Raw genomic sequence first — 24187 nt, forward strand, 5'->3', positions numbered from 1 at the left:
GACAACGCCGCGCTGAACCCCTCAGCGCGGCGTCGTCGTTTGGGCGTGCCGTGTTTTTCTCCGCTTCTGGCGCCGGCGTCGCAAGGCCGAGAAAGTTTCGCGAGACCAATCGATCGATCCCGCTGGACTTCTCAGGCCGCGGCATTCTTTCGACGATTGCTGCGCGGCTGCTGGCTGCGGAGCGCGAGGCCTCGCCACGGCCGGATCGTGACAGGCCGGGCAGGCTGGCTGCTGCGGCCACCGCCGCTTTGCCGCGCCCCAGCGTCTGGCCGAGGCGGGGAGAGCTCCGGTGACGGCAGCCGCTGCGCGACATCGCCGACGGCGTGGTGCTATGCTCGGACCTGCCGCCGTCGCAAGCCGACCACAAGAGGTGGAGCATGGGAGAGCTCGCAACCAGATCGGAGCCGCATCGCCTCAGCGCGATCGCGAGCTTTCACGCTCACGTCTATTACGGCCAGGACACGCGTGCCGAAGCCGAGCAGCTCCGCGCCTGGATCGGTGAGCGATTCCCGGTCACGCTCGGCCGCTGGCACGACGCGCTGGTCGGGCCGCATGAGCGCTCGATGTACCAGGTCGCGTTCGCCGTGGAGGTTTTTCCGACGCTGGTGCCATGGCTCATGCTCAATCACGGCCGACTCAGCGTCCTGGTCCACCCCAACACCACGCATCCGCTCGCCGACCACACGGCGCATGCCCTCTGGATTGGCGAGCCGCTCGGGATCCGGGGTGAGAAATTGCCGGAGACCGCCGAAGCCGAACTGCCGCTGGCGCCGAATACCACGCCGAGCCTTCAAGCCTGAACTTGAGGCTGCGTCGCTCGCGAGACGAATCGAAGGGCGTGTCGGCCAACGTGCCAACGACACGGGTCGCCGCGTGGCGCGGGGACCCGTGTCAGTGCCGTTGGTCGTGACCCCGACTGGAGCGAAGAGCGCAAACGAGCCGGTCGTAAAACTGGCCCGCGGCGGTCACCACCGCGTCTTGGTCGCGGTGTTGACGTTGATCACCGCCGCGGCCGTGTTGGACGTCGTTGCTGCCGTGTTGTTGATCAGCGTCAGCAGCTTGTAGTAGTCGACCACCTTGGCGTTGGCGACATACATCACGTCCTTGCTGCGCATCTGGAAGCCGGAGGCGAGCAGCATCCCGGAGGGATCGCGCAGGTTGATGTGATAGATGGTCGGGATGCGGTCATAGACGAACCGGCTGGTGTCGACGCCGAGCTTCTGCAGCGCCGAGGGCGCAAACCACGCTCGAATGCTGCTGGTTGAGGCTGGCCACGACCTGCGGCTCGAGCGGCCGCTTCTGCAGGCGGAAGACGATGTCCTGCTCGATCTTGGGGCAGGGGGGGGCGGCCGTCTTCCCAGACTGATCGCTCCATTCCACTCCGTTCCAAGCTACTCGGCGCCTCCCCGCCCCGAAGCGCACCGCCGTTCGTCAAGGCCGGCTTTTGGGAAGTCGGGTCCTCTCAGGCCTGCCCTGCGCGCGGCTGGAACGATGTGGGAACTTGCTGCGTGCCCGATTCTCTTTGGTTTGATGTCCTGGCATTTGCGGCCGCGTGGACCGCGACCGCACCAGCTCGGCGAACAGCAACGCCGAGCGTGGTTCGGGCTGGTTGCGCCGGACCAGCGTGATCTCGGCCCTGGGTGCGTGGATGAGGGGACGATAGACGACGCCATCGGTCGCGACCTGCGCCATCGAGCGCGGGACGATCGACACGCCGATGCCGGTGGCGACGAGGTTGACGACGGAGGTCAGCTGCGGTGCGACCTGCAGGATTTTTGGCGAGAAGCCGGCGGCCTGGCAAGCCGAGACGATGCTGTCGAACAGCGCGCGGCCGTTCGGGCGCGGATACAGGATGAAGGCGTCGTCGGCGAGCGAGGACAGAGCGACGGATTGGCGAGTGGCCTGCTTGTGCGCACTCGGCATCGCGACGACGAGCGGCTCGGTGACCGCGCGTTGCGAGAGCAGGTGATCGACCTCGCCCGGCGCCGGGCGCAGGAACGCGACGTCGAGCCGGCCGGTGGCGAAGCGCTCGAGCAGGAAGCTGGTGGCCTCCTCGATCAGCTCGACCTCGACATCTGGGTAGGTGGTGCGGAAATCGCGGATCGCGCCGGTCACGAACGGATTGAACGACGCGGAGGCGGTGAAGCCGATCCGCAGCAGCCCGAGCTCACCGCGGCCGGCGCGGCGCGCCTTCTGCACGGCGGCCTCGGCCTCCGCCAGCACGGTGCGCGCGCTCGCAATCAGCACGCGCCCGGCCTCGGTCAGCGTCACGCCGCGCAGCCCGCGCTGGAACAGCGCGAAGCCGATCTCCTGCTCGACCGACTTGATCTGCCGGCTCAGCGCCGGCTGGGCAATCCGCAGCCGCGCCGCCGCGCGGGTGAAGCTCGCCTCCTCGGCGACGGCGACGCAGTAGCGAAACAGGCGCAGCTCCATCGGGGGACTCCTCTCAACTCATCAGTCTTGCCCGTGCCGCGGCGTCACGACCTCGTCCGCGACGCAAGGTCTCTCCCCGTGTCGTCCCGGCGAACGCCGGGACCCATGCCGCGTGATCTCGCTTGAGGCAGGTGGGGAGAGATCGAGCGCCACGACAGCCGCCTGTTGTGATGGGTCCCCGCTTTCGCGGGGACGACGTCGGAGATTGCCGCGTGAGCCGGGCTGCGCGCGTGCGCGGGATCATGAGAGGACATCGGAGAACGGCGCGCGGGTCGGATCGTCATCATTCGACGTCATCCTCCATCCAGCGCGACCCATGCCTCCCGGGTATGGACAGGCTATCAATTATATATTGGACGGCAAGAGGAGATCGGGGGCAGGGTCCGCGGCACAAACAACCTGTCCGGGAGGAGACGGACCAAGCCGCACAAAGCGGGGGGCGGGGCCATGTCGCATCGCGTTGCGGCATGGCCTTCCCGCGCGGTGCCGCGCCGTCGACCCCTGTTGCGGTGGTCGTGCCATGAAGCCTTTGAAAGACATCCTCGTCGTCGCCTTCGAGCAGGCAGTCGCCGCGCCGTATTGCACCTCGCGTCTCGCTGATGCCGGCGCGCGGGTGATCAAGATCGAGCGCGCCGAGGGCGATTTCGCGCGCTTCTATGATGCGGCGGTCGGCGGACTGTCGAGCTACTTCGTCTGGCTCAATCGCGGCAAGCAGAGCATGGTCGCCGACATCAAGAACCCCGGCGACGCCGCGCTGCTGCACCGGATCATCGCCCGCGCCGACGTGGTCGTGCAGAACCTCGCCCCGCGGCGGCACGCGCCGGCTTCGGCTCGGCGGCGCTGCGCGCCAGGCACCCGCGCCTGATCACTGTCGACATCTCCGGCTATGGCGCCGGCAATGCCTATACCGACATGAAGGCCTATGACCTCCTGGTGCAGGCCGAGAGCGGGCTCGCCGGCATCACCGGCCATCCCGCCGGTCCGGGCCGCGTCGGCGTCTCCGTCTGCGACATCGCCTGTGGCATGGCGGCGCATGCCGCGGTGCTCGAGGCGCTGATCGCGCGCGGCCAGACCGGCCGCGGCAGTGCCATCGAAACCGATCTGTTCGCCGGCATGGCCGACTGGATGAACGTGCCGCTGCTGTATTTCGAGGGCACCGGCAAGGCGCCCGCGCGCATGGGGCTCGCGCATCCCTCGATCTGTCCCTACGGCGCATTCGCGACATCCGACGGCTCGCAGGTGCTGATCTCGATCCAGAACGAGCGTGAATGGCGCAATTTCTGCCGCGTCGTCATGAACCAGCCGGAGCTGCCCGAGCATCCGCACTACGCCTCGAACAATGCCCGCGTCGCCAACCGTGCCGAGGTCGACGGCCATGTCGCGTCGGTGTTCGCGACGATGACGAGGGATCAGGCGGCTGCGAGGCTGCACGAGGCCGGGACGGCCTATGGCTTCGTCAATGGCGTCGCCGAGCTCGCGCATCACCCCGCTTTGCGGCGTGTCGGCATCGCCACGCCGAACGGTGCCGCCTCGATCATCGCGCCGCCGGCGCTGCGCGATGGCGCATTGCCCGCGCTCGGCCGCGTGCCCGGGATCGGCGAGCACAGCGCCGCGATCCGCGCCGAGTTTGCAAGTGATTTTGCCAGCGAAGACGTGCCTGCCGAGTGATCCTTCCGAATGACCCCGACAACGCCTGAGGAGGCTGCCATGACATCCACGACCAGACGATCCCTCACCGCCGGCGCAGCCGCGCTGGCCGCCGCCGCGCTGCTGCTGGCCGCGCCGGCCCGCGCCGACGAAAAGCCGTTCCGCATCCTGGTCATTGACGACCTCACCGGCATCTATCAGGGCAATGGCGGCCCCAACACCGTGCTCGCCACCACGATGGCGGCCGAAGACTTCGGCGGCAAGGTGCTGGGCCGCAAGGTCGAGGTGCTCTCGGTCAACCATCAGAACAAGCCCGACATCGCCGCCTCGCTCGCCGGCCGCTACATCGACCAGGAGGGCGTCAGCGCGCTGGTGCTGGGCGGCTCGAGCTCCGCCGGGCTTGCGGCGCAGGCGATCGCCAAGCAGCGCGGCATCACCACGCTGGTGACCGGCGGCTACGCGTCGAATTTCTCCGGCGACCAGTGCTCGCCCTATGGCACGCAATGGGCACCGTCGACGGACGCGCTGTCCAACGCGGTGGCCAAGGGCCTGGTCGATGCCGGCGCAAAGAAATGGTTCTTCATCACCGCCGACTACGTGTTCGGCAAGTCGCTGTCGTCGGATGCTTCCAAGGCGGTGACCGTGGCCGGCGGCACGGTGGTCGGCGAGGCCAAGCATCCGCTCGACTCGCCCGACATGGCCTCGCAGATCCTGCAGGCGCAGGGCTCAGGCGCCGACATCGTCGCGCTCGCCAATGCCGGTCCCGACCTCGTCACCACGATCAAGCAGGCGCGCGAGTTCGGCATGGGCGATAAGCTCGCCGCCATGCTGGTGTTCACCAACAACGTCGTCTCGATGGGCCTCGACGTCGCCCAGGGCATGAAGTTCCCGGTCGCGTTCTACTGGGACCAGAACGACGCCTCGCGGTCGTTTGGCCAGCGCTTCATGGCCCGCAACGGCAAGCAGGTGCCGACCATGGGCCACGCGCTCGCCTATGTCGCCACCCAGCACTACCTGAAGTCCGTGCAGAAGGCCGGCACCGACGATGCCAAGACGATCGCCCGGACCATCCGCGAGATCCCGATCGATAATCCGATGATCTCGAACGCCAAGATCCAGGCCAATGGCCGCGTCGTGATGGACCTGATGATCGCGGAGGTGAAGACGCCGAAGGAGTCGAAGGATCCGGCCGCCGATCTCTACAAGATCCGCTACACCATTCCCGGCGCCAGCCTGTTCACGCCGGCCGAGAAGAGCGGCTGCCCGTCGCTGCTGTCGGAGTGAGGAGCGATCATGCGCATTCTCACCAACACCACCAGCCCCTATGCGCGGATCGCGCGCATCGCGCTGGCCGAGAAGGGCTTCGATCTCGGCGGCACCGAGATCGTCAACCCCTGGGCCGACGATGCCGGCCTGCTCAAGCTCAACCCGGCCTCGCGCGTGCCGACGCTCGAGCTCGACTCCGGCATTCCGCTGACTGAGAGCCTGCTGATCGTCACCTGGCTGGAGCGCAAGGTGCCGAGCCCGTCGCTGCTCGACGGCGATCTCGACCGCATCATCTCGCGGGCCGGCGCCGCGATGGGCGTGATCGATGCGATGGTCCACATCATGATCGGCGTGCTGCAGATGGACCCGAACTGGGGTGAGACCAAGGTCGGGCTCAAGCGCCGGCGCACCATCGTCACCGGCCTGCGCGCGCTGGAGGCCGATCCGCCGGTGTATCGCGGCGGCACGCCGGACCTCTCGGTGATTCTCGCGGTGGTCGCCGTCGACTATATCCGGCTGCGCTTTCCGGATGCGCCGTGGCGCGAGCCGACGCCGCAGCTCGACGCGCTGCGCGACGCGGTCGCCGCGCGGCCAGCCTTCGCATCGACGCTGCCTTACGTCTGAGGGAGAGAAACATGACCCAAGCAAACCTGCTCGCCGGCCGCACCATCGTGATCACCGGCGCGGCCACCGGCATCGGCCAGGCCTTTGCCGCGGGATGCGCCGCGCATGGCGCCAATGTCGTCGTCGCCGACATGAACGCAGCCGACGAGACCGTGGCGCTGGTCGAGCGCGCCGGCGGCCGCGCGCTGCCGGTGCGCGTCGACGTCGCCGATGACGGCTCGGTGCGCGACATGGCGGCGGCCGCCATGAAGGCCTTCGCCCGCATCGACGGCCTGATCACCAATGCCGCCTATTTCCGCGAGGTCAAGCTGACGCCGTTCGAGGAGCTCGATCCGGCGGTGTGGGACCGCATCTTTGCGGTCAACGTCAAGGGCGTGTGGCACTGCTGCAAGGCGGTGGCGCCGGCGATGCGCGCGCAGAAGTCGGGCAGCATCGTCAACATCGCCTCGGTGGTCGCCGTCGCCGGCCAGCCCGGCTATCTGCACTACGTCGCGACCAAGGGCGCGGTGCTGTCCATGACCAAGGGCCTCGCCAAGGAGATGGGCCCGAACGGCGTCCGCGTCAACGTGATCGCGCCGGGCTTCGTCATCACCGGTGCGACGCGCAACCGTCCGGTCGAATGGCAGCAGAGCTTCCTCAAGGCGCGGGCGCTGTCGCGCGAGCAGAAGCCGGACGATCTCGTCGGCACCGCGCTTTATCTGCTGTCCGACCTCGCCGGCTTCGTCTCGGGACAGACGATCGTGGTCGACGGCGGCCACATCATGCACTGACGATCAATCAACAAGGCAGAAGGGAGACGCCAGATGGCCGAGCTGATACTGCATCATTACGAGCTCTCGACATTCTCCGAGAAGATCCGCGTGGCGTTCGGGCTGAAGAAGCTCGCATGGCGCTCGGTCGACACGCCGCCGGCCCCGCCGCGCCCGCTGCTGATGCCGCTGACCGGCGGCTACCGGCGCATTCCGGTGCTGCAGGTCGGCGCCGACATCTACTGCGACACCAACATCATCCTGCCGGCGCTGCAGCGGCTGCATCCCGAGCCGACCTTCTATCCGGCCGGCAGCGAGGGCGTGGCGCGCGGGCTGTCGTTCGCCTGGGAGCGCGCGATATGGATCCCGACCATCGGCGTCATCTCGCATTTCATCGGCGACATGTTCCCGGCGGAATTCATTCGGGATCGCAAGGAGGGCTATCTCGGCATCGACATCAGCAAGGCCGCGATGGCGCCGAGCTTGCCGCAGCATCTGCAGCACGTCCACGCGCAATATGCCTGGCTGAAGGCCGCGCTCGCCGACAACAGGCCCTTCATCTTCGGCCATGCGCCGAGCGCGCTCGACCTGACCTGCTATCAGACGACGTTCCTGATGCGCAAGAACTGCCCTCCGGAGGTCGATCAGCTGGCCGGCCTCGCGCCGCTCGCCGGCTGGTACGACCGCGTCGCAAAGCTCGGCCACGGCACGCCGCAGCCGATGAGCGCGGAGGAGGCGTTCGCCGTGGCGAAGGCTGCCAGCCCGACGCCGCCGACGCATCTTCAGGCCAATGGCGATCCCACGGGACTGCGCGCGGGGCAGAAGGTGACGGTGACGCCGGACGACAATGCGCGCGTTCCGGTGTCCGGCACGCTGGTCGCGGCCGATGCGACCGAGATCGTGATCCATCGGCATGATGCCGAGGCCGGCGATCTGCACATCCACTTCCCCCGGCTGGGGTTCGAGGTCGTGGCGGCTTGATCCAAGTTCCGGAATGTATCCTGCACCGGTCGCACCTCGCCTAGCGATGAGACGTGGGCGACGCGCACGTCCATCAATTAGTTACGACGTCATGCCCGGGCTTGTCCCGGGCATCCACGTCGTTCCCCGGATGCCTATCGACGTGGATGGCCGGGACAAGCCCGGCCATGACGACGTCGGGAGAGAAGAGGCAAAAATGCCGATCGCCGTTCCGGCGAGAAGCACGTCAAACCAACAAATATCAAGGGATACCCACATGACGTCCGAGACCAACAAGCAGATCTGCCGGGACTACTTCAAGGCGTTCCTGGCGCGCGATGCGGCGTGGATGGAGAAGCATGTCGCCACAACGTTCGTGCGGCACGATCCCGGCCTCGACTTCGAGGTGCGCGGGCCGCAGGGCGTGCTGCAGCTGCATGACGCGCTGATGCCGGCGTTCCCCGACATGAAGCTCGATCTCGAGGATCTCGTCGCCGAGGAGGACAAGGTGCTGGTACGGCTCGTCATCCGCGCCACCCATACCGGCCCGTTCGGCGCGATGGCGCCAACCGGCAAGCCGATCCGCGTCGCCGTGCTCGACCTGTTCAAGATCCGCGACGGCGTGCTGGTCGAACATTGGGCCCAGCTCGACAATCTCGGCATGCTGAAGCAGCTCGGCGCGCTTGCGGCGTAGCCCTAGCGCAGTCTTGGCCCTTGTCCCGGCGCTACTGGCGGCTCGCCGTCAATTGCTGGCGGTAGCGTTCGGCGTCCCAGTTCAGCAGCATCTGCTCGTGCTGTGACGAGAGATAGCTGATCTCGGCTGACAGCGGCAGGCGGCTGGTCACCAGCGCGAGGCAACTCAGCATCGGCTCGGCGCCGGGGCTGGCATCGTCGCGGATGATCGCGCCTGATCCCGGCACGAGCGCCGCGACCGGGGCGGGCAGGCCGCTCGCCTCGGCGCGCGCGAGCAGTGTCGCCAGGCCGTCGGCGCCGTCGATCGTCGGCAGGCCCGGGCCGAGGAAGACGACGTGGTCGGGATACAGCGAGCCGCCGGTCGCCACCGCGCGGCTGAACGGATCGGTGGCGGTGTCGTGGCAGCCGGGATCGCCAGGCAGCCGATAGGGCGTGCCGGCACAGAGCCGCTTCAACGCGGCTTGACCGGCCGCAGGCGCCGCGCGCACCGGCAGTGCGAGCCTCTTCTCCACGTCATGCACCAGCGCCTCGGCCTTTTCGCAGGTCTCGGCACCGACGACCAGGCCGTGATTGGCGAGGATCAGCACGTCGACGCGCTCGCGCGCCACGATCGCGCCGACCGCGCGCGCCAGCGGCAGGCCGGGATGGAAATAGTCGAGGTGACACCAGGTGAGGCCGTCCAGCCGCGCGGCGAAGTCGTCGCGCGCATCGCGGCGCGCGGCCCAGGCGATGGTGTTGACGGCATGGACATGCAGCACGACGCGGTGCGGCAGCAGCGCATGCAGCGAGGTCTCGATCGACGCGCGCAACGAGCCGGGGGCGGCGAGGGGAATGCGCTCGTCGTCGCGGGCGAGCGCCGCGCGGGCCGCGGTCAGCAGCACCGGCACGAAGATGTCCTTCTCCTCGGCGTCGGCGAGCCAGGTGCCGGAGGCCTTCACCCACAGCACGTCGTCCTGCTTGATCGAGGAGTTGCCGCCGGCGCCCTGCACCAGCAGCATGTTGCGGCCGACGCGCGCCGACATCGCGCGCAACTGAAGCAGGTCCGTGGGCTCGCGCATCTGTCGTCTCCTCGTCACCAGCTCAGCTGCTGCATCGTCCAGTTCGGCATGCGGCCGGCCGAGGCCGCGAGCTTGCGCGTCGCGGCGGCGAGATCCGGCGCGCCGGCGAGCGTCGTGCGATGCACGCCGTCGGCCAGCAGCAGGGTCTGCATCCCCATGGCGCGGGCGCCGGCGACATCGTGGTCGAGCGAGTCGCCGATCATCAGCACGCGGTGCGGATCGGGATGGCCGAGCTGCTCCAGCGCGGCCGCGAAGATCGGCGGGTGCGGCTTGCCGACGAAGCTGACGGCGCCGCCGAGCCATTCATAGGCGCGCGCCAGCGTGCCGGGCGCCGGCACGAGGCCGCTCGCGCCGAACATCATCAGGTCCGGATTGGCACAGATCATCGGCACCTGCCGGTCGGCCGCGCGCGCAAAATGGTCGCGCCAGAGGTCGGGCTCGGCGACATCCTCGTCGAGCCCGCCGAGCAGGATGAAGTCGGCATCGCGGGTGTCGTTCACGACGACGAGGTCGAGTCCGTCGATCAGCGAGCAATCGCCGCCCCTGGTGATCAGGAAGCAGGCATGGCCGCAATCGGTGAAGGGGGCGCGCGTGCGGTCGCGCAGGCCCGTCCAGGTCACCTCGCCGGAGGTGAGGATGCCGTCATAGGTCGCGCGCGGCAGGCCGAGCTGCGCGAGACGCGCGGCATTGGGACGCGCCCGCTTGCCGGAGTTCGACAGCACGAGCGTCTGCTTGCCCGCGGCCCGAAGCCGCTCGAGGCAGTCATGCGCGGCCGGAAACACCATGCGTCCGTCATGCAGCGTGCCCCATTGGTCGAGCAGCACGTGATCGAACCGGTCGGCAATCGCCGACAGGCCGCTGATCTCGCACGCGGCCGCCGTCATTGCGGCGGTCCCTGCAAGGCCAGCAGCGCCGCGCCGTAGCTTGCCTCGGTCTGCGCCGCGACGCTGACGGGGGCGCCGATGATGCGCGCGCGGATCTCGGTCCACGCCGGATTCCTGGCGCCGCCGCCGATGCTGATCACCCGCCGCAGCGCCGGGGCGCCGAGCGCCTGCAGGCGTCGATAGGCCAGCGCCTCGACCGATGCGATGCCTTCGAGCAGCGCCTGGAAGAAGCGATGATCCTCCGCCGGCCGCGGCGTGATCCGCGGCGCCAGCGCGGGATCGGCGATCGGGAAGCGTTCGCCCGGCTTGGGCAGCGGATAATAGTCGAGCCCGGTCGGATCGCCGGGGCGCAGCAGCGGCGTCATCAGGTCCATGTCGGCGGCGGAGAAATGCGACAGCAGCGCGGCGCCGCCGGAGTTCGATGCGCCGCCGGCGAGCCATTTGTCGCCCAGCCGGTGCGAGTACACGCCCTGGGCGGCGGCGAAGATCGGCTGGGTGGCGATCAGCTTGACCACCAGCGTGGTGCCGAGCGAGGTCACGGCATCGCCCGGCCTGTCGGCGCCTGTCGCGATGAACGCGGCGACGCCGTCGGTGGTGCCGGCGGCGATGCGCGCCGATGACGACACGCCGAGCGCGCGCGCCGTCGACGGGTCGATGGCGGCGAACGGCGTGCCGGGCACCAGAATCTCGGGCAACACCTCCGGCGCGATGCCGAGCTCGGCGAGCCAATCCGGCCAGCGGCGCTGCACCGGATCATAGCCGAGCTTGAGCGCATTGTTCTCGTCGCTGATGCCGTGCCGGCCGGCGAGGCGTCCGGCGATCCAGTCGGCCTGATGCACGGCGCGGCGCGCCCCGCGCTGCGAGGCGAGAAGATGCAGCAGTTTTGCGAGCGCGCTGCTTGCGCCATGCGCGCCACTCTCCGGCGGCGCGACCGCCGCGATGCGCCTGGCTTCGTCGCCGGCCCGCGCGTCGTTGTACATCAGGCCGGGCGAGCGGGGCCGTCCGTCCGCATCGATCAGCAGCAGCGTGCCCGAGGTGCCGTCGACGGCGATGCGCGTCACGGCCTTGAGATCGACGCGCGTGCCGAGCTCGACCAGCGCCGCGGTCGCCGCCTGCCACCACAGCTCGGGATCCTGCTCGATCGCCGCGCCATCTTGACGCGGCGCCGGCAGCGGCACGGCAGCGGCGCCGCGCACGGCACCGCCCGGATCGACGGCGCAGGCGCGAACGCCGCTGGTGCCTAAGTCGATGCCGACAAACAACTCCGTCATGCGACCTCATCTCGTTGTGATCACGCGAGCATGCCTGTGCATGGGCTCGCCGGCGAGCATAGGCGTTGCGCTGCAGCACGTTTGGGGGATTGACGGCCGGATCAGCGTCTGCAATTTTTTGCAAGGCGTGAAGAATTTTGCAAGTAGGCATTCGGCGTGACGACAGCTTCCGACAGGGCGCCCATGGTGGACGGCGAGGCCTCGCTGGCGACGCGCGCCGCGTGGCTGTATTTCGCGGCCGGGATGACGCAGTCGGAGGTCGCCGACCGGCTCAACATCCAGAGCACCAAGGCGCATCGGCTGATCGCGCGTGCCAGCCGCGAGGGCATGATCCGCGTCTTTGTCGAGGGTCCCGTCGCCGAATGCGTCGCGCTGGAGAATGCGCTCGCCGACCGCTACGGGCTCGACTTCTGCCGCGTCGCGCCGGATCTCGGCGAGGGCGATCTGCCGCTGAAGGCGCTGGCGCTGGAGGGCGCGAGCTTCCTGCGCCAGGTGCTGGAGCGCGGCGACGACAGGATCATCGGCGTCGGCCACGGCCGCACGCTCGCCGCCGTGGTGGCGCAGCTGCCGCAGACGCCGGCACGCAACGTGCAATTCGTGTCGCTGCTCGGCGGCCTGACGCGCAAGTTCGCCGCCAATCCGTTCGACGTCATCCATCGTCTCGCCGAGCGCACCGGCGCGGAGGCCTATCTGCTGCCGGTGCCGGTGTTCGCCAATTCCGTTGCCGACCGCCGCGTGCTGATGCAGCAGTTCGGCATCGCCGACGTCTACGCGCTGGCGCAGCAGGCCTCGCTGCTGTTCGTCGGCATCGGCCAGATCCACGCCGACGGCTTCCTGGTGTCGAGCGGCATGATCAAGCCGGACGAGGTCGTCGAGCTCAAGCGCGCCGGCGCCTGCGCCGACCTGCTCGGGCATTTCTTCAACGCAGAGGGCGAGCTGCTCGATCTCGACCTGTCGGCGCGCGCCACCTCGATGGCGGCGAGCGATCTCAAGAAACACCGCATCGTCGCCATCGGCGGCGGCGAGGCGAAGATCACGGCGCTGCGCGCGGTGCTGCGCAGCGGCTTTCTGAACGGCCTCATCATCGATGAGGTGACCGCTCAGGCACTATCTACCGACAAGCCGGAGAAAACATCCGGTGTTCTTAAAAACAAAAGTCGGAAGGGCAGGTAACGCGAACAAATCTCACCATAAAATAGGGAGGGTTGAATGTACGATCGTGAGAAGAACCTCTTTGCGTCCTATGCCGGCAAGCGCATCAGCCGGCGTGATCTGCTCGACGGCGCCGCCAAGCTCGGCATCGCCGGCGTCGCCGCCAATGCCGCCTTTGCCTCGGCGATGTCGAAGGCGATGGCCGCGGATTTCAACTGGAAGTCCCAGAGCGGCAAGACCGTCAAGCTGCTGCTGAACAAGCACCCCTATGTCGATGCGATGATCGGCGACATCGAGGCGTTCAAGAGCCTGACCGGCATGAACGTCACCTACGACATCTTCCCGGAGGACGTCTATTTCGACAAGGTGACGGCGGCGCTGTCGTCGAAGTCGGACCAGTACGACGCCTTCATGACCGGCGCCTACATGACCTGGACCTATGGTCCGGCCGGCTGGATCGAGGACCTCAACACCTACATCAAGGATCCGGCCAAGACCAATCCGGCGTTCGCCTGGGACGACGTGCTGCCGGGCCTGCGCTCCTCGACCGCCTGGGACGGCGTCGCCGGCTCCGAGCTCGGCTCGGGCAAGGCCAAGCAGTGGTGCATCCCGTGGGGCTACGAGCTCAACAACGTCACCTACAACCGCAACATCTTCAACAAGGTCGGGGTCAAGCCGCCGACCAATCTCGACGACATGCTGGAGGTCGCGGCCAAGATCACCAAGGATGCCGGCGGTCCCTACGGCGTCGGCGTGCGCGGCTCGCGCTCCTGGGCGACCATCCATCCGGGCTTCCTGTCGGCCTACGCCAATTTCGGCCAGAAGGACTTCGTGATGGAGGGCGGCAAGCTCAAGGCCGCGATGAACACCAAGGCGTCGAAGGACTTCCACGAGAAGTGGGTCAAGATGATCCAGGGCTCGGGTCCGAAGAACTGGTCGACCTACACCTGGTACCAGGTCGGCACCGATCTCGGCGCCGGCGCCTCCGGCATGATCTTCGACGCCGACATCCTCGGCTACTTCATGAATGGCGGCGAGAACAAGGAGCGCGGCAATCTCGGCTACGCCCCGTTCGCGGCCAATCCGGCCGCCAAGGCGCCGACGCCGAACGTCTGGATCTGGTCGCTGGCGATGTCGAGCTTCTCCAAGCAGAAGGACGCGGCCTGGATCTTCATGCAGTGGGCGGCCTCCGTCGAGCACGACCTGTTCGGCGCGCGCAAGATGGACTTCGTCAATCCGGTCCGCACCTCGGTGTGGAAGGACAGCGAGTTCCGCGACCGCATCGCCAAGTCCTATCCGGGCTATCTCGAGCAGCATGACCTCTCGGCGCCCGGCGCGAAGATCTACTTCACGGCGCAGCCGCTGTTCTTCGATCTCACGACGGAGTGGGCGGCGTCGCTGCAGAAGATGGTGGCCAAGGAGATCACCGTTGACGAGGGCCTCGACAAGCTTGCCGAGAGCATCAACCGTCAGCTGAAGCAGGCCGGCCTCGGCTGAGGCCGCGCCGCATCTCCCTGACCGCCCGTCGGTCCGGACGCTCCCCACAAGCGTCCGGACCGGCCCCATCTCCCGCGCCGATGTGATCACGCCTGTCATGAGCATGGCCCAACTTGTCGAGACCGAGGCGGCGCCGCGCCGCACGAAACGCTGGCGCGGGCGGCTGCTGCCGTATCTCCTCAGCCTGCCGGCGCTCCTGGTGTGCATCGCCATCCTGGTGCCGTTCGTCACCGCCGCAGTCTATTCGCTGCAGCGCTATCGGCTCAACCTGCCATATCTGCGCGGCTTCATCGGCGTCGACAACTACATCGATTTTCTGTCCGATCCCGCGTTCTGGAACACGCTCAAGATCTCGCTGGTCTACACCGCGGTGACGGTGATCGCCGAGCTGCTGCTCGGCCTCGGCATCGCGCTGCTGCTGCGCCGGCCGACGCGCTTCCACAACGCCGTCTCGATCATGCTGCTGCTGCCGCTGATGACGGCGCCGGCGATCGCCGCGTTGATGTGGAAGCTGATGACCAATCCGAGCTTCGGCATCCTGTCCTATCTGGTCGGCCTGCTCGGCGTGCACGACTTCAAATGGGCGTCCGATCCGTCGACCGCGCTGTTCACCGTCGTGCTGGTCGACGTCTGGGTCTACACGCCCTTCATCATGATCCTGCTCCTGGCCGGCCTGCGCTCGCTGCCCCGCCAGCCGTTCGAGGCGGCGGCGCTCGACGGCGTGCCGGCGAGCTTCGTGTTCTTCCGCATCACTTTGCCGATGCTCGCCCCCTACATCATCACGGCGTCGCTGTTCCGGCTGCTCGACTCGATCCAGCAGTTCGACATCGTCTATGCCATGACGCAGGGCGGCCCCGGCGACCGGCTGATGGTGTTCCAGGTCCAGGCCTATCTCGAATTCTTCCAGTACACCAATGTCGGACGCTCGGCGGCGCTGCTGATGATCCTGTGGCTGATCACCAACATCCTGTCGAACATCTTCATCAAGAACTGGCTGCGGCTGCGCGCACGCGCCCATGGTCACGCCTGAGGGAGGCCGTCGATGGATCACTCCAGTCTCGCCGGGCGCATCTTCCGCGGCATCGCGCTTGCGCTGGTGCTCGTGTTCTTCATGTTCCCGATCGTCTGGATCCTCCTGATGTCGTTCCAGACCAACGAGCAGATCCTGCGCATTCCACCGCGCATCCTGTTCGAGCCGACGCTCGCCAATTACGAGGCGCTGATCTCGGGCCAGTTGCGGACGGCGGCGGGCAACCTGCAGATCGAGTTCATGCGCAACCTCATGAACAGCTTCGTGCTGTCGAGCGCGTCGGTGATCCTGGCGCTGCTGCTCGGCGTGCCCGCGGCCTATGCCTTCGCGCGGTTCAAGTTCCGGCTGGGCGAGACCATCGCGTTCACGCTGCTGTCGTTCCGCTTCGCGCCGCCGCTCCTGGTGCTGCTGCCGCTGTCGCTGTACTATCAGCAGCTCGGCCTCAACGACACCTATTTCGGCATCGTCTGGGTTTACCAGCTGATCGCGCTGCCGCTGATCCTGTGGATCGTGCGCGGCTATTTCGAGGACATCAGCCCCGATATCGAGCATGCCTACCGGCTGGCGGGGCATTCCTGGCGCGAGGCGTTCACCCGCATCGCGGTCCCGCTGGCGGGGCCCGGGATCGCGGCGGCGGGCCTGCTGTCCTTCATCTTCTGCTGGAACAACTTCGTCTTCGCGCTGATCCTGGCGTCCGCCGACAAGCAGCCGGTGACGGTCGGCGCGCTCGCCTTCGTCACCGCGTCGGGCATCCAGTACGGCCAGATCGCCGCGGCCATCGTCCTGTCGGTGACGCCGACCTTGCTGCTCGCCCTCTATGCGCAGCGTTATCTGGTCGAGGGCCTCTCGCTCGGTGCAGTCAAGGGTTGAGGACACATGGCGCGTCTCGAACTCAAATCCGTCGGCAAGAGCTTCGGCGCGGTCAGCTGCGCCAGGGACGTGTCGCTCGCGGTCGAGCCCGGCGAGATCGTCGCGGTGTTCGGTCCCTCCGGCAGCGGCAAGACCGTGCTGCTGCGGATGATCGCCGGCATGTTCGAGCCGGATGCGGGCGACATCCTGGTCGGCGGCCGCTCCATCGTGGATGCGCCGCCGGAGCAGCGCGGCATCGGCATGGCGTTCCAGAACTTTGCACTGTTCCCGCACATGAGCGCGCGCGACAACATCGCGAGCGGGCTGCGTGCCAGCGGCGCGGCCGATATCGCCGCCAAGGTGGCGGCGATGAGCCGGTTGCTCAAGATCGAGCACGTGCTCGGCCACAGGCCGCGCGAATTGTCCAACGGCCAGAAGCAGCGCACGGCGCTGGCGCGCGCGCTGATCGGCAATCCCGAGGTGCTGCTGCTGGACGATCCCCTGCGCAACGTCGATGCCAAGCTGCGCTACGAGATGCGGCTGGAGCTGCCGAGCCTGTTGCGCCGCAGCTCGGCCGCGGTGCTCTACGTGACGCAGGACTATCGCGAGGCCATGGCGATCGCCGATCGCATCGCCGTGCTCATCAACGGCCGCCTGGTTCAGGTGGCGCGCCCCGAGGAGATCTATGCGCGTCCGGCGTCGGTCGCGGTGGCGCGGCTGTTCGGCGATCCCAGCATCAACCTCTCCGAGGTCGCTCCGATCGCGGAGCAGGGTCGGTTGACCGCGGTCGTGGCCGGAACGCCGATCCGGCTCGATGCCGACCATTTGCCCACTGATACTCGCGAGCGCTGCTGGCTCGGCGTGCGGCCCGACGATGTCGTGGTGACGCGGCAGGGCGGCGAGGGGACGATCCCGGCACGCATCGTCGCGATCACGCCGCTGCACGAGCGGGCCGTGGTGCTGCTGCGCTTCGCGGATGGCGGCGAATGGCTGGCGGCGTTGTTGCCGGAAGCGCTCGACGCCGGCGCCGACGAGGATGTGTTCGTCCGCTTCGCGCCGGAGGCGGCGCTGCTGTTCGACCACGCGACCGGAGAGCGCATCGGTGTGTCGCCGCGGCGGCAGGCGGCGTGAGGGGTTGTCAGATGCTTTCGATCCGCAACGTCGACAAGATCTATCACAGCCGCGGCAAGCCTGATGTCCATGCGGTGCGCGCGCTCGACATGGAGGTGAAGGCGGGCGAGATCGTCGCGCTGCTCGGCTCGTCCGGCTGCGGCAAGACCTCGACCCTGCGCATGATCGCCGGCTTCGAGAGCGTGAGCGCGGGCTCGATCGCGCTGGCGCAACGGCCGATCCACGACCTGCCGCCGGCCCGGCGCAAGGTGGCGATGGCGTTCGAGGGCTACTCGCTGTATCCGCCGCTGACGGTGCGCGAGAACATCGCCTTCGCGCTCAAGGCGCAGCAGCTGTCGCGCGCCGATATTGCGCAACGGGTCGACGGCATCGCGCGCCTGGTCGAGATCGAGGACATCCTCGATCAGCACCCGCGGGCGCTGTCCGGCGGCCAGCAGCAGCGCGTCTCGCTGGCGCGGGCGCTGGTGCGCGATGCCGATCTCTATCTGCTGGACGAGCCGATGGGGCAGCTCGAGCCGCAGCTGCGCGCCGTGCTGCGCGGCCGCATCAAGGGTCTGCTGGCCGAGCGCGGCATGACCGCGATCTTCGTCACCCATGACCAGACCGAGGCGAGCGCGCTCGCCGACCGCATCGCGGTCATGGAGGATGGCGTGCTGCAGCAGTTCGCTGGCGAGCGCGAGCTGAAGAACCGCCCGGCCAATCTGTTCGTGGCGAGCTTCATCGGCGAGCCGCCGATGAATCTGCTGGACATGGCGGTGACGCCGCAGGAGGGCGGCTTCCGCTTGTCCGCGGGCTCGGACCTTGCCTTCCAGATCCCGCGCCAGACGTTGGACGCGGCGGCACGGCAGGCGCTGGAGCAGGCGGAGCGGATCAAGGTCGGCATCCGGCCGCAGCGGATCGCGGTCGGTAGCGGCGAGGCGCGGCTGCGCGTCGTCTCCAACCAATGGCTCGGCGACCAGTCGCACATCGCCGGCGAGTGCGCCGGCCACCTGCTGGTCGCAGTGACCCAGGGCAAGGTGGCGGCGCGTCCCGGCGACATCGTGCCGTGTACGCTGGAGGCGCACAATCTGCACATCTTCGGCGCCGACGGCGTCTGTGTCCGCCACGCGGAGGCGCGCTGAGCATGATGGCGACCGCGACCCGCGATGTGATCATCGGCATCGACGCCGGAACGTCGGTGATCAAGGCGGTCGCGTTCGCGCGTGACGGGCGGCAGATCGGCGACTTCGCGATTCCCAACAGTTATGCGACGCTGCCGGGCGGCCGCGTCGAGCAGGACATGGCGCGCACCTGGACCGATACGGTGGCGGCCTTGCGCGGCCTCGGCACCGCGCTGCCGGAACTTTCCCAGCGGGTCGCTGCGATCGCGGTGACCGGGCAGGGCGACGGCACCTGGCTGATCGACGCGGACGGCCGCCCCGTCGCGCCCGCCCTGCTGTGGCTCGACTCGCGTGCGGCGGGGTTCGTCGAAGCCTTCCGCGGCGGCGCGCGCAATGCCGCGCACTATCAGCGGACCGGATCGGGACTCAACGCCTGCCAGCAGGGCCCGCAGCTGGCATGGCTGCAGGCGCATGGCGCGGAGATGCTCGGACGCGCCAGCACGGTGTTCCACTGCAAGGACTGGCTGTACTTCAAGCTGACCGGCATGCGCGCCACCGATCCGTCGGAGGCATCCTTTTCCTGCGGCAATTTCCGCAAACGCTGCTTCGACGGCGAGTCCGCTGATCTGATCGGCATCTCCGAGTCCCTGCGTCTGTTCCCGGACGTCGTCGATGGTGTCGTCACCACGCATCGCTTGACGGGAATGGCTGCGGCGGAGACGGGCCTGCCCGAGGGCGTGCCGGTGTCGCTCGGCTATGTCGACGTCATCTGCAACGCACTCGGCGGCGGCCTCTACGATCCCTCGCCGGATGTCGGCTGCACCATCATCGGCTCGACCGGCATGCACATGCGGCTGGCGACCTCGGCCGACGACGTCAAGCTGAATGCCGAGGCGACCGGCTACACGATGCCGTTCCCGGTGGCCGGCCACTATGCGCAGATGCAGTCGACGATGGCCGCGACCTTGAACATCGACTGGCTGCTCGACGTCGCGCGTGGCGTGCTGGCCATGGAAGGCATTGCGCGGTCGCGCAACGACCTGATCCGGCGGCTGGACGAGCGTGTGCTGCAGGCGAAGGTGGGCGAGTTGCTGTATCACCCCTTCATCTCGGACGCGGGCGAGCGCGGACCGTTCGTGTCCCACGAGGCGTCCGCGCAGCTGATCGGCCTGCGCACCCGTCACGGCTATTGGGATCTGATGCGGGCCGTCATGGAAGGGCTGGCCTTCGCGGCGCGCGATTGCTACGCGGCGATGGGATCGCTGCCGGCGGAGATCCGGCTGACCGGCGGCGCGGCCCGCAGCCGCGCGCTGGGCGCGATTCTCGGGGCCGCTGTCGGCAGCCGCATCCGGGTCTGCCGGCGCGAGGAAGCCGGCGCCTCGGGCGCCGCGATGATCGCGGCGGTGGCGACCGGGCTCTATTCGACCATGATGAGTTGCGCGGAGGAGTGGGTGAGACCGTATCTCGACGAACCGCAGGCGCCGGATGCGGCGCTGGCGGAGCGCTATGCGCAGCTGTTCCCGGCCTATGTCGAGGCGCGCCTGGCGGCGCGGCCCGTCTGGAAGCAGCTCGCGGCACAGCGCGCAGGAGCCAATCATGTCTAGCTCGATCGCGATCATCGGCGACCGCTTCATGCTGCCCTCGGTGTTCGCCGAACGCATCACGGCGATCTGCGGTGGCCATCTCGACATTCGCATGCTCGAGCAGCCCTGGCCGGACGAACCGATGGAGCATGGCTATGCCGGCTCCAAGCTCGACGGTCTCAAGGAGTTCATGGGCGATCCCGATGAGCTGGCCGAGTTCATCGGCGAAGCACCGCTGCTGGTGACGCATCTGGCGCCGATCTCGCGCGCGATGCTGCAGCGGCTGCCGCGGCTGAAATTCATCGCGGTGTCGCGTGGCGGCCCCGTCAATGTCGACATGCAGGCGGCCCGCGACCACGGCGTGCTGGTGGTCAACACGCCCGGGCGCAACGCCAGCGCGGTGGCCGAATTCACCATCGGCGCCATGCTCGCCGAAACCCGTCTGATCCGCAGCGGCCATGAATCGATGCGCGGCGGCGAGTGGCGCGGCGATCTCTACCGGGCCGACCGGACGGGACGCGAGCTTGGCGAGATGACCGTCGGCATCGTCGGCTATGGCGCGATCGGCACCCGGGTGGTGAAGCTCCTGAAAGCGTTCGGCTGCAGGATCCTGGTCACCGATCCCTATGTCCAGCTCAGCGCCCAGGACCGCAATGACGGCGTCGAGCATGTCGCGCTGGCCGAGCTGCTGTCGCGGGCCGACGTCATCAGCCTGCATGCCAGGGTGACGCCGGAAACCACCGGCTTCATCGATCGCGAGGCGCTGGCGAGGATCAAGCCGGGCGCGATCCTGATCAACACGGCGCGCGGGCCGCTGGTCGACTACAAGGCGCTGTTCGAGGTGCTGAGCTCGGGGTGGCTGGCGGGCGCGATGCTCGACACCTTCGCGGTCGAGCCGGTGCCGCCGGACTGGCCGCTGCTGCAGCTCCCCAACGTCACGCTGACGCCGCACATCGCCGGCGCCTCGGTGCGCACCGTCACCTTTGCCGCCGACCAGGCGGCCGAAGAGGTTCGCCGCTATCTCGCCGGCGAGCCGCCGCTCAATCCCTGCTGACGAAAGGTTTTCCAAATGAATCGCGAGGAACGACAGATCCGCGAGAACATCATCGCCAAGTGCCGGTGGATGAATGCGTCCGGTCTGAACCAGGGCACTTCGGGCAACATCTCCGCCCGCTACAAGGACCGCATGCTGATCACACCGTCGGCGACGCCCTACGATTCGATGAAGCCGGAGATGATCGCGTCGATGCCGCTCGACGGCGAGTACGGCTCCTGGGACGGGCCGCTGAAGCCCTCGACGGAATGGCGCTTTCATCTCGACATCATGCGCGGGCGCCCGGATGTCGGCGGCGTGGTGCACACCCATTCGACCTACGCCACCGTGCTCGCCATCGCCCGCAAGCCGATCCCGGCCTGTCACTACATGATGGCGGCGTTCGGCGGCACCGACATCCGCTGCGCCGGCTATGCGCGCTACGGCACGGCGGAGCTCTCCGAGCTCGCGCTGCAGGCGCTCGAGGGACGCAATGGCTGCCTGCTCGCCAACCACGGCATGATCGCGGTCGGCGCCAATCTCGACAAGGCGATGTGGCTCGCCGTCGAGCTCGAGACCATCGCGAAGCAATACTATCTGTCGCTCGCGCTCGGCCAGCCGCACATCCTCGGCGATGCCGAGATCGCCGAGACGGCGCAGGGCTTCTCCACCTACGGCCTGCAGGACCCCAAGCCTCAGACGAAGGCCAAGCCCACCAAGAAGGTCGCCGCCAAGCCGGCTGCCAAAGCCGGCACCAAGACGCGCGCGGCTGCGGCCGGCCGCAAGCCTGAGACGAAGCGCAGCGGCAAGCGATGAACGGGCCGGTCTCACGCAGCGGTTCCGATCTCGGCTTGTTGGACCTCGCCGTGATCGGCGGCGGCATCAATGGCGCTGGTATCGCCCGTGATGCCGCCGGCCGCGGCCTGAACGTGCTGCTGTGTGAGAAGGATGATTTTGCGCAAGGGACGTCGTCGCGCTCGGGCAAGCTGATCCATGGCGGCCTGCGCTATCTCGAATATTACGAGTTTCGTCTGGTGCGCGAGGCGCTGATCGAGCGCGAGGTGCTGCTGGCCTCGGCGCCGCACATCATCTGGCCGATGCGCTTCGTGCTGCCGCACTCGCCGGAGCAGCGGCCGGCCTGGCTGGTGCGCACCGGGCTGTTCCTCTACGACCATCTCGGCGGCCGCAAGCAGCTGCCCGCGAGCCGCAACGTCGATCTCGCGCATGAGCCGGAGGGCGCGCCGCTGCGGCCTGAATTCCGCCGCGGCTTCGAATATTCGGACTGCTGGGTCGACGATTCCCGGCTCGTCATCCTCAACCTCGTCGATGCCGCGCGCAAGGGCGCCGTCATCCTGCCGCGCACCCGCGCGGTGAGCGCGCGCCGCGAGGGCGCGTTCTGGCGGCTGGAGATGCGGTCCGAGGGCGGAGAGCTGCGAAGCGTGCGCGCGAAGGCGCTGGTGAATGCCGCGGGTCCCTGGGTGCAGGATGTCGTGCAGGGGGTCGCCGGCCTCAACTCGGCGCACAATGTGCGGCTGGTGAAGGGCAGCCATTTGGTGGTGCCGAAATTCTGGAGCGGCTCGCAGGCCTATCTGCTGCAGAACACCGACCGCCGCGTCATCTTCGTCAACCCCTACGAGACGGATCTGGCGCTGATCGGCACCACCGACATCGTACATGACGGCCGCGCGGAGGACGTCGCGATCGATGGCGGCGAGATCGACTATCTTCTCGCGGTGCTCGACCGCTATTTCCGCGCCGCGCCCGGCAGGAGCGACATCATTCACGCCTTCTCCGGCGTGCGTCCGCTGTATGACGACAACGCCGACAACCCCTCGGCGGTGACGCGCGACTACGTGTTCGAGGTCCACGGCACGGCCGAGCAGCCGCCGCTGCTGTCGATCTTCGGTGGCAAGATCACGACCTTCCGCAAGCTCGCCGAGCACGCGCTGGAGCGGCTCGGGCCGTGGTTTCCACGGATGGGGCCGGCCTGGACGGCGGGCGCCCGGCTGCCCGGCGGCGATCTCGGCGCCTCGTTCGACCAGTTCCTCGATGACCTCGTCGTCGAGTACCGGGATCTGCCGCGCGACGTCGTGGCGCATTACGCGCGGCTCTACGGCAGCTGCGCGCGCGACCTGCTCGGGCCGGCGCGCAAGCGCGACGATCTCGGCCGCCATTTCGGCGGCACCTTCTACGAGCGCGAGCTTGCCTATCTGCGCGAGCGCGAGTGGGCGGTGACGGCGGCCGATGTGCTCGACCGGCGCACCAAGCACGGCCTGCATCTGAGCCGCGCCGAGCGCGAGGCGTTCGAGGCGCAGCTCTGATCCAAGCTGCTGCTGCTCATGCCTTCTGCCGGCCGTAGATCAGCAGCATCAGGATGATGACCGCGCCATAGATCAGCTGGCGGCCGGCCTCGCTGATCTGCATCACCGAGAGGATCGACTGCAGCAGCGTGATCAGGATGACGCCGGCGACCGTGCCGAGATAGCTGCCGCGGCCGCCCAGGATGTGGGTGCCGCCGAGCACGACGGCGGCGATCGAAGGCAGCAGATAGGCATCGCCCATCGACTGTGCCGCCTTGGAGGCATAGCCCGCGAGCAGCACGCCGCCGAAGGCGGAGAGGGCGCCGGACAGCGCGAAGGCCAGCATCGTGACGCGCCGCGTGTCGATGCCGGAGAGATAGGCGGCCCGCTCGCGATTGCCGATGGCGTAGATGGCGCGGCCGAAAGTGGTGCGCGACAGCAGCCACACCGCGACGCCGCCGATGATCGCCCAGGCCAGCACCGCATTGGGAAGGCCGGGCACGGCATGGCCGGTGGCGAGATAGCGCATCGCCTTGGAGGCCGAATCCTGCGGCGAGAAGCCGCCGGTGTAGGCGACCATCAGCCCCTGTGCGACGGCGTTGGTGGCGAGCGTGATGATCATCGAGGGAATGCGCAGATAGGCGACGCCGATGCCGTTCAACAGGCCGATGGCGGCGCCGCAGAGAATGCCGAAGGGGATCGCGAGGACGGCGCCCGTGGTGCCGTGGGCGGCCGCGGCACAGGCCATCATCGCGCCCGACGTGACGACCCAGGGCACGGAGAGATCGATCTGGCCGAGCAGGATCACCAGCATCATGCCGGTGGCGATCACGCCGAGAAAGCTCGCGACCTTGAGCTGCTGTAGCAGATAGTCCGGCGACAGGAAGCTGCGCGAATACAGGCTGCCGACCAGGAGCAGCAGCACGA

At 68.2% G+C, this 24187-nt stretch carries 23 protein-coding genes and 1 pseudogene; 18 read left to right on the forward strand and 6 right to left on the reverse strand.

Annotated elements, in window-relative coordinates; all coding sequences use genetic code 11:
* Together BRAS3809_RS37050 and BRAS3809_RS10530 are read left to right on the forward strand one after the other, a co-directional pair.
* Window positions 1-293, forward strand: a 293-nt coding sequence (locus tag BRAS3809_RS37050; protein WP_210161099.1) for a hypothetical protein, incomplete at its 5' end; no start/stop codon positions are given.
* A gap of 84 nt (window positions 294-377) precedes the next feature.
* Entirely contained in the window at window positions 378-800 is a 423-nt protein-coding gene (locus BRAS3809_RS10530) for a DOPA 4,5-dioxygenase family protein (RefSeq protein WP_008962074.1), read from the forward strand.
* Window positions 801-965: 165 nt separating this feature from the next.
* On the opposite strand, the gene BRAS3809_RS34780 is transcribed toward BRAS3809_RS10530, so the two are convergent.
* Together BRAS3809_RS34780 and BRAS3809_RS10535 are read right to left on the reverse strand one after the other, a co-directional pair.
* Window positions 966-1139, reverse strand: coding sequence for a hypothetical protein (locus tag BRAS3809_RS34780; protein ID WP_008962075.1), 174 nt, complete (start codon window positions 1137-1139; stop codon window positions 966-968).
* Between the two features lie 292 nt (window positions 1140-1431).
* Window positions 1432-2433, reverse strand: a complete 1002-nt coding sequence (locus BRAS3809_RS10535) for a LysR family transcriptional regulator (RefSeq protein ID WP_008962076.1) — start codon at window positions 2431-2433, stop codon at window positions 1432-1434.
* A gap of 520 nt (window positions 2434-2953) precedes the next feature.
* Between BRAS3809_RS10535 and BRAS3809_RS10540 the strand changes: the two are divergent.
* From BRAS3809_RS10540 to BRAS3809_RS10565, 6 genes and pseudogenes are all read left to right on the forward strand, one after another.
* Window positions 2954-4101: pseudogene (locus BRAS3809_RS10540) on the forward strand (CaiB/BaiF CoA transferase family protein).
* A 39-nt stretch (window positions 4102-4140) separates the two neighbouring features.
* Entirely contained in the window at window positions 4141-5364 is a 1224-nt protein-coding gene (locus BRAS3809_RS10545; protein ID WP_008962079.1) for an ABC transporter substrate-binding protein, read from the forward strand.
* A 9-nt stretch (window positions 5365-5373) separates the two neighbouring features.
* Window positions 5374-5970 carry a glutathione S-transferase family protein gene (locus BRAS3809_RS10550; protein WP_008962080.1) on the forward strand — a complete coding sequence of 199 codons (597 nt, stop codon included), beginning with the start codon at window positions 5374-5376 and terminating at the stop codon, window positions 5968-5970.
* A gap of 11 nt (window positions 5971-5981) precedes the next feature.
* Window positions 5982-6740 carry an SDR family NAD(P)-dependent oxidoreductase gene (locus BRAS3809_RS10555; RefSeq protein WP_008962081.1) on the forward strand — a complete coding sequence of 253 codons (759 nt, stop codon included), beginning with the start codon at window positions 5982-5984 and terminating at the stop codon, window positions 6738-6740.
* Between the two features lie 33 nt (window positions 6741-6773).
* Window positions 6774-7700, forward strand: a complete 927-nt coding sequence (locus tag BRAS3809_RS10560; RefSeq protein WP_008962082.1) for a glutathione S-transferase family protein — start codon at window positions 6774-6776, stop codon at window positions 7698-7700.
* A gap of 256 nt (window positions 7701-7956) precedes the next feature.
* On the forward strand, window positions 7957-8373 hold the full coding sequence (locus BRAS3809_RS10565; RefSeq protein WP_008962083.1) for an ester cyclase: 417 nt from the start codon (window positions 7957-7959) through the stop codon (window positions 8371-8373).
* Between the two features lie 31 nt (window positions 8374-8404).
* Here the strand turns inward: BRAS3809_RS10565 and BRAS3809_RS10570 are convergent, their stop codons facing one another.
* From BRAS3809_RS10570 to BRAS3809_RS10580, 3 genes are read right to left on the reverse strand one after another with little or no spacing between them, the layout of a single operon-like run.
* The gene (locus tag BRAS3809_RS10570; RefSeq protein ID WP_008962084.1) at window positions 8405-9430 is read right to left on the reverse strand and encodes a class II aldolase/adducin family protein; all 1026 of its coding nucleotides are present in this window, start codon (window positions 9428-9430) and stop codon (window positions 8405-8407) included.
* A gap of 14 nt (window positions 9431-9444) precedes the next feature.
* A complete protein-coding gene (locus tag BRAS3809_RS10575) occupies window positions 9445-10314 on the reverse strand; it encodes a TIGR01459 family HAD-type hydrolase (protein ID WP_008962085.1) in 870 nt (289 codons plus the stop codon).
* A complete protein-coding gene (locus BRAS3809_RS10580; protein ID WP_008962086.1) occupies window positions 10311-11585 on the reverse strand; it encodes an FGGY-family carbohydrate kinase in 1275 nt (424 codons plus the stop codon). Before BRAS3809_RS10580 ends, BRAS3809_RS10575 begins: the two co-directional genes overlap by 4 nt.
* A 183-nt stretch (window positions 11586-11768) precedes the next feature.
* Between BRAS3809_RS10580 and BRAS3809_RS10585 the strand changes: the two genes are divergently transcribed.
* The 10 genes from BRAS3809_RS10585 to BRAS3809_RS10630 all read left to right on the forward strand — a co-directional run bounded on the left by BRAS3809_RS10585 (window position 11769) and on the right by BRAS3809_RS10630 (window position 23281).
* Window positions 11769-12758 (forward strand): sugar-binding transcriptional regulator, encoded by a 990-nt coding sequence (locus BRAS3809_RS10585; RefSeq protein WP_008962087.1) that lies wholly within the window; start codon window positions 11769-11771, stop codon window positions 12756-12758.
* 36 nt (window positions 12759-12794) lie between these two features.
* Window positions 12795-14234, forward strand: coding sequence for an extracellular solute-binding protein (locus tag BRAS3809_RS10590; protein WP_008962088.1), 1440 nt, complete (start codon window positions 12795-12797; stop codon window positions 14232-14234).
* 103 nt (window positions 14235-14337) lie between these two features.
* Window positions 14338-15264 (forward strand): carbohydrate ABC transporter permease, encoded by a 927-nt coding sequence (locus BRAS3809_RS10595; RefSeq protein WP_170323272.1) that lies wholly within the window; start codon window positions 14338-14340, stop codon window positions 15262-15264.
* Between the two features lie 12 nt (window positions 15265-15276).
* Window positions 15277-16134 carry a carbohydrate ABC transporter permease gene (locus BRAS3809_RS10600; protein ID WP_008962090.1) on the forward strand — a complete coding sequence of 286 codons (858 nt, stop codon included), beginning with the start codon at window positions 15277-15279 and terminating at the stop codon, window positions 16132-16134.
* Window positions 16135-16140: 6 nt separating this feature from the next.
* Window positions 16141-17244, forward strand: a complete 1104-nt coding sequence (locus BRAS3809_RS10605; protein WP_008962091.1) for an ABC transporter ATP-binding protein — start codon at window positions 16141-16143, stop codon at window positions 17242-17244.
* Between the two features lie 11 nt (window positions 17245-17255).
* Window positions 17256-18365 carry an ABC transporter ATP-binding protein gene (locus BRAS3809_RS10610; RefSeq protein WP_008962092.1) on the forward strand — a complete coding sequence of 370 codons (1110 nt, stop codon included), beginning with the start codon at window positions 17256-17258 and terminating at the stop codon, window positions 18363-18365.
* Between the two features lie 2 nt (window positions 18366-18367).
* Window positions 18368-19948: an FGGY-family carbohydrate kinase gene (locus tag BRAS3809_RS10615; protein WP_008962093.1), complete on the forward strand. Its 1581-nt coding sequence runs from the start codon at window positions 18368-18370 to the stop codon at window positions 19946-19948.
* Window positions 19941-20981, forward strand: a complete 1041-nt coding sequence (locus tag BRAS3809_RS10620; RefSeq protein ID WP_008962094.1) for a 2-hydroxyacid dehydrogenase — start codon at window positions 19941-19943, stop codon at window positions 20979-20981. Before BRAS3809_RS10615 ends, BRAS3809_RS10620 begins: the two co-directional genes overlap by 8 nt.
* Window positions 20982-20996: 15 nt before the next feature.
* Window positions 20997-21776 (forward strand): class II aldolase/adducin family protein, encoded by a 780-nt coding sequence (locus BRAS3809_RS10625; RefSeq protein ID WP_008962095.1) that lies wholly within the window; start codon window positions 20997-20999, stop codon window positions 21774-21776.
* A complete protein-coding gene (locus tag BRAS3809_RS10630; RefSeq protein WP_008962096.1) occupies window positions 21773-23281 on the forward strand; it encodes a glycerol-3-phosphate dehydrogenase in 1509 nt (502 codons plus the stop codon). Before BRAS3809_RS10625 ends, BRAS3809_RS10630 begins: the two co-directional genes overlap by 4 nt.
* Window positions 23282-23297: 16 nt before the next feature.
* On the opposite strand, the gene BRAS3809_RS10635 is transcribed toward BRAS3809_RS10630, so the two are convergent.
* A complete protein-coding gene (locus BRAS3809_RS10635; protein ID WP_008962097.1) occupies window positions 23298-24185 on the reverse strand; it encodes an ABC transporter permease in 888 nt (295 codons plus the stop codon).
* Window positions 24186-24187 lie beyond the last annotated feature (2 nt).

Origin of the sequence: Bradyrhizobium sp. STM 3809 (assembly GCF_000239795.1) — a bacterium.
Lineage (GTDB): Bacteria > Pseudomonadota > Alphaproteobacteria > Rhizobiales > Xanthobacteraceae > Bradyrhizobium.

Bases quoted from the DNA above. Each gene is read 5' to 3' on its own strand.
- BRAS3809_RS10550 (WP_008962080.1), top strand. From the start codon at position 5,374: ATGCGCATTCTCACCAACACCACCAGCCCCTATGCGCGGATCGCGCGC.
- BRAS3809_RS10570 (WP_008962084.1), bottom strand. From the start codon at position 9,430: ATGCGCGAGCCCACGGACCTGCTTCAGTTGCGCGCGATGTCGGCGCGC.
- BRAS3809_RS10565 (WP_008962083.1), top strand. From the start codon at position 7,957: ATGACGTCCGAGACCAACAAGCAGATCTGCCGGGACTACTTCAAGGCG.
- BRAS3809_RS10615 (WP_008962093.1), top strand. From the start codon at position 18,368: ATGATGGCGACCGCGACCCGCGATGTGATCATCGGCATCGACGCCGGA.
- BRAS3809_RS10585 (WP_008962087.1), top strand. From the start codon at position 11,769: ATGGTGGACGGCGAGGCCTCGCTGGCGACGCGCGCCGCGTGGCTGTAT.
- BRAS3809_RS34780 (WP_008962075.1), bottom strand. From the start codon at position 1,139: ATGCTGCTCGCCTCCGGCTTCCAGATGCGCAGCAAGGACGTGATGTAT.
- BRAS3809_RS10530 (WP_008962074.1), top strand. From the start codon at position 378: ATGGGAGAGCTCGCAACCAGATCGGAGCCGCATCGCCTCAGCGCGATC.
- BRAS3809_RS10580 (WP_008962086.1), bottom strand. From the start codon at position 11,585: ATGACGGAGTTGTTTGTCGGCATCGACTTAGGCACCAGCGGCGTTCGC.
- BRAS3809_RS10590 (WP_008962088.1), top strand. From the start codon at position 12,795: ATGTACGATCGTGAGAAGAACCTCTTTGCGTCCTATGCCGGCAAGCGC.
- BRAS3809_RS10575 (WP_008962085.1), bottom strand. From the start codon at position 10,314: ATGACGGCGGCCGCGTGCGAGATCAGCGGCCTGTCGGCGATTGCCGAC.
- BRAS3809_RS10605 (WP_008962091.1), top strand. From the start codon at position 16,141: ATGGCGCGTCTCGAACTCAAATCCGTCGGCAAGAGCTTCGGCGCGGTC.
- BRAS3809_RS10600 (WP_008962090.1), top strand. From the start codon at position 15,277: ATGGATCACTCCAGTCTCGCCGGGCGCATCTTCCGCGGCATCGCGCTT.
- BRAS3809_RS10555 (WP_008962081.1), top strand. From the start codon at position 5,982: ATGACCCAAGCAAACCTGCTCGCCGGCCGCACCATCGTGATCACCGGC.
- BRAS3809_RS10545 (WP_008962079.1), top strand. From the start codon at position 4,141: ATGACATCCACGACCAGACGATCCCTCACCGCCGGCGCAGCCGCGCTG.
- BRAS3809_RS10595 (WP_170323272.1), top strand. From the start codon at position 14,338: ATGGCCCAACTTGTCGAGACCGAGGCGGCGCCGCGCCGCACGAAACGC.
- BRAS3809_RS10630 (WP_008962096.1), top strand. From the start codon at position 21,773: ATGAACGGGCCGGTCTCACGCAGCGGTTCCGATCTCGGCTTGTTGGAC.
- BRAS3809_RS10560 (WP_008962082.1), top strand. From the start codon at position 6,774: ATGGCCGAGCTGATACTGCATCATTACGAGCTCTCGACATTCTCCGAG.
- BRAS3809_RS10625 (WP_008962095.1), top strand. From the start codon at position 20,997: ATGAATCGCGAGGAACGACAGATCCGCGAGAACATCATCGCCAAGTGC.
- BRAS3809_RS10610 (WP_008962092.1), top strand. From the start codon at position 17,256: ATGCTTTCGATCCGCAACGTCGACAAGATCTATCACAGCCGCGGCAAG.
- BRAS3809_RS10535 (WP_008962076.1), bottom strand. From the start codon at position 2,433: ATGGAGCTGCGCCTGTTTCGCTACTGCGTCGCCGTCGCCGAGGAGGCG.
- BRAS3809_RS10620 (WP_008962094.1), top strand. From the start codon at position 19,941: ATGTCTAGCTCGATCGCGATCATCGGCGACCGCTTCATGCTGCCCTCG.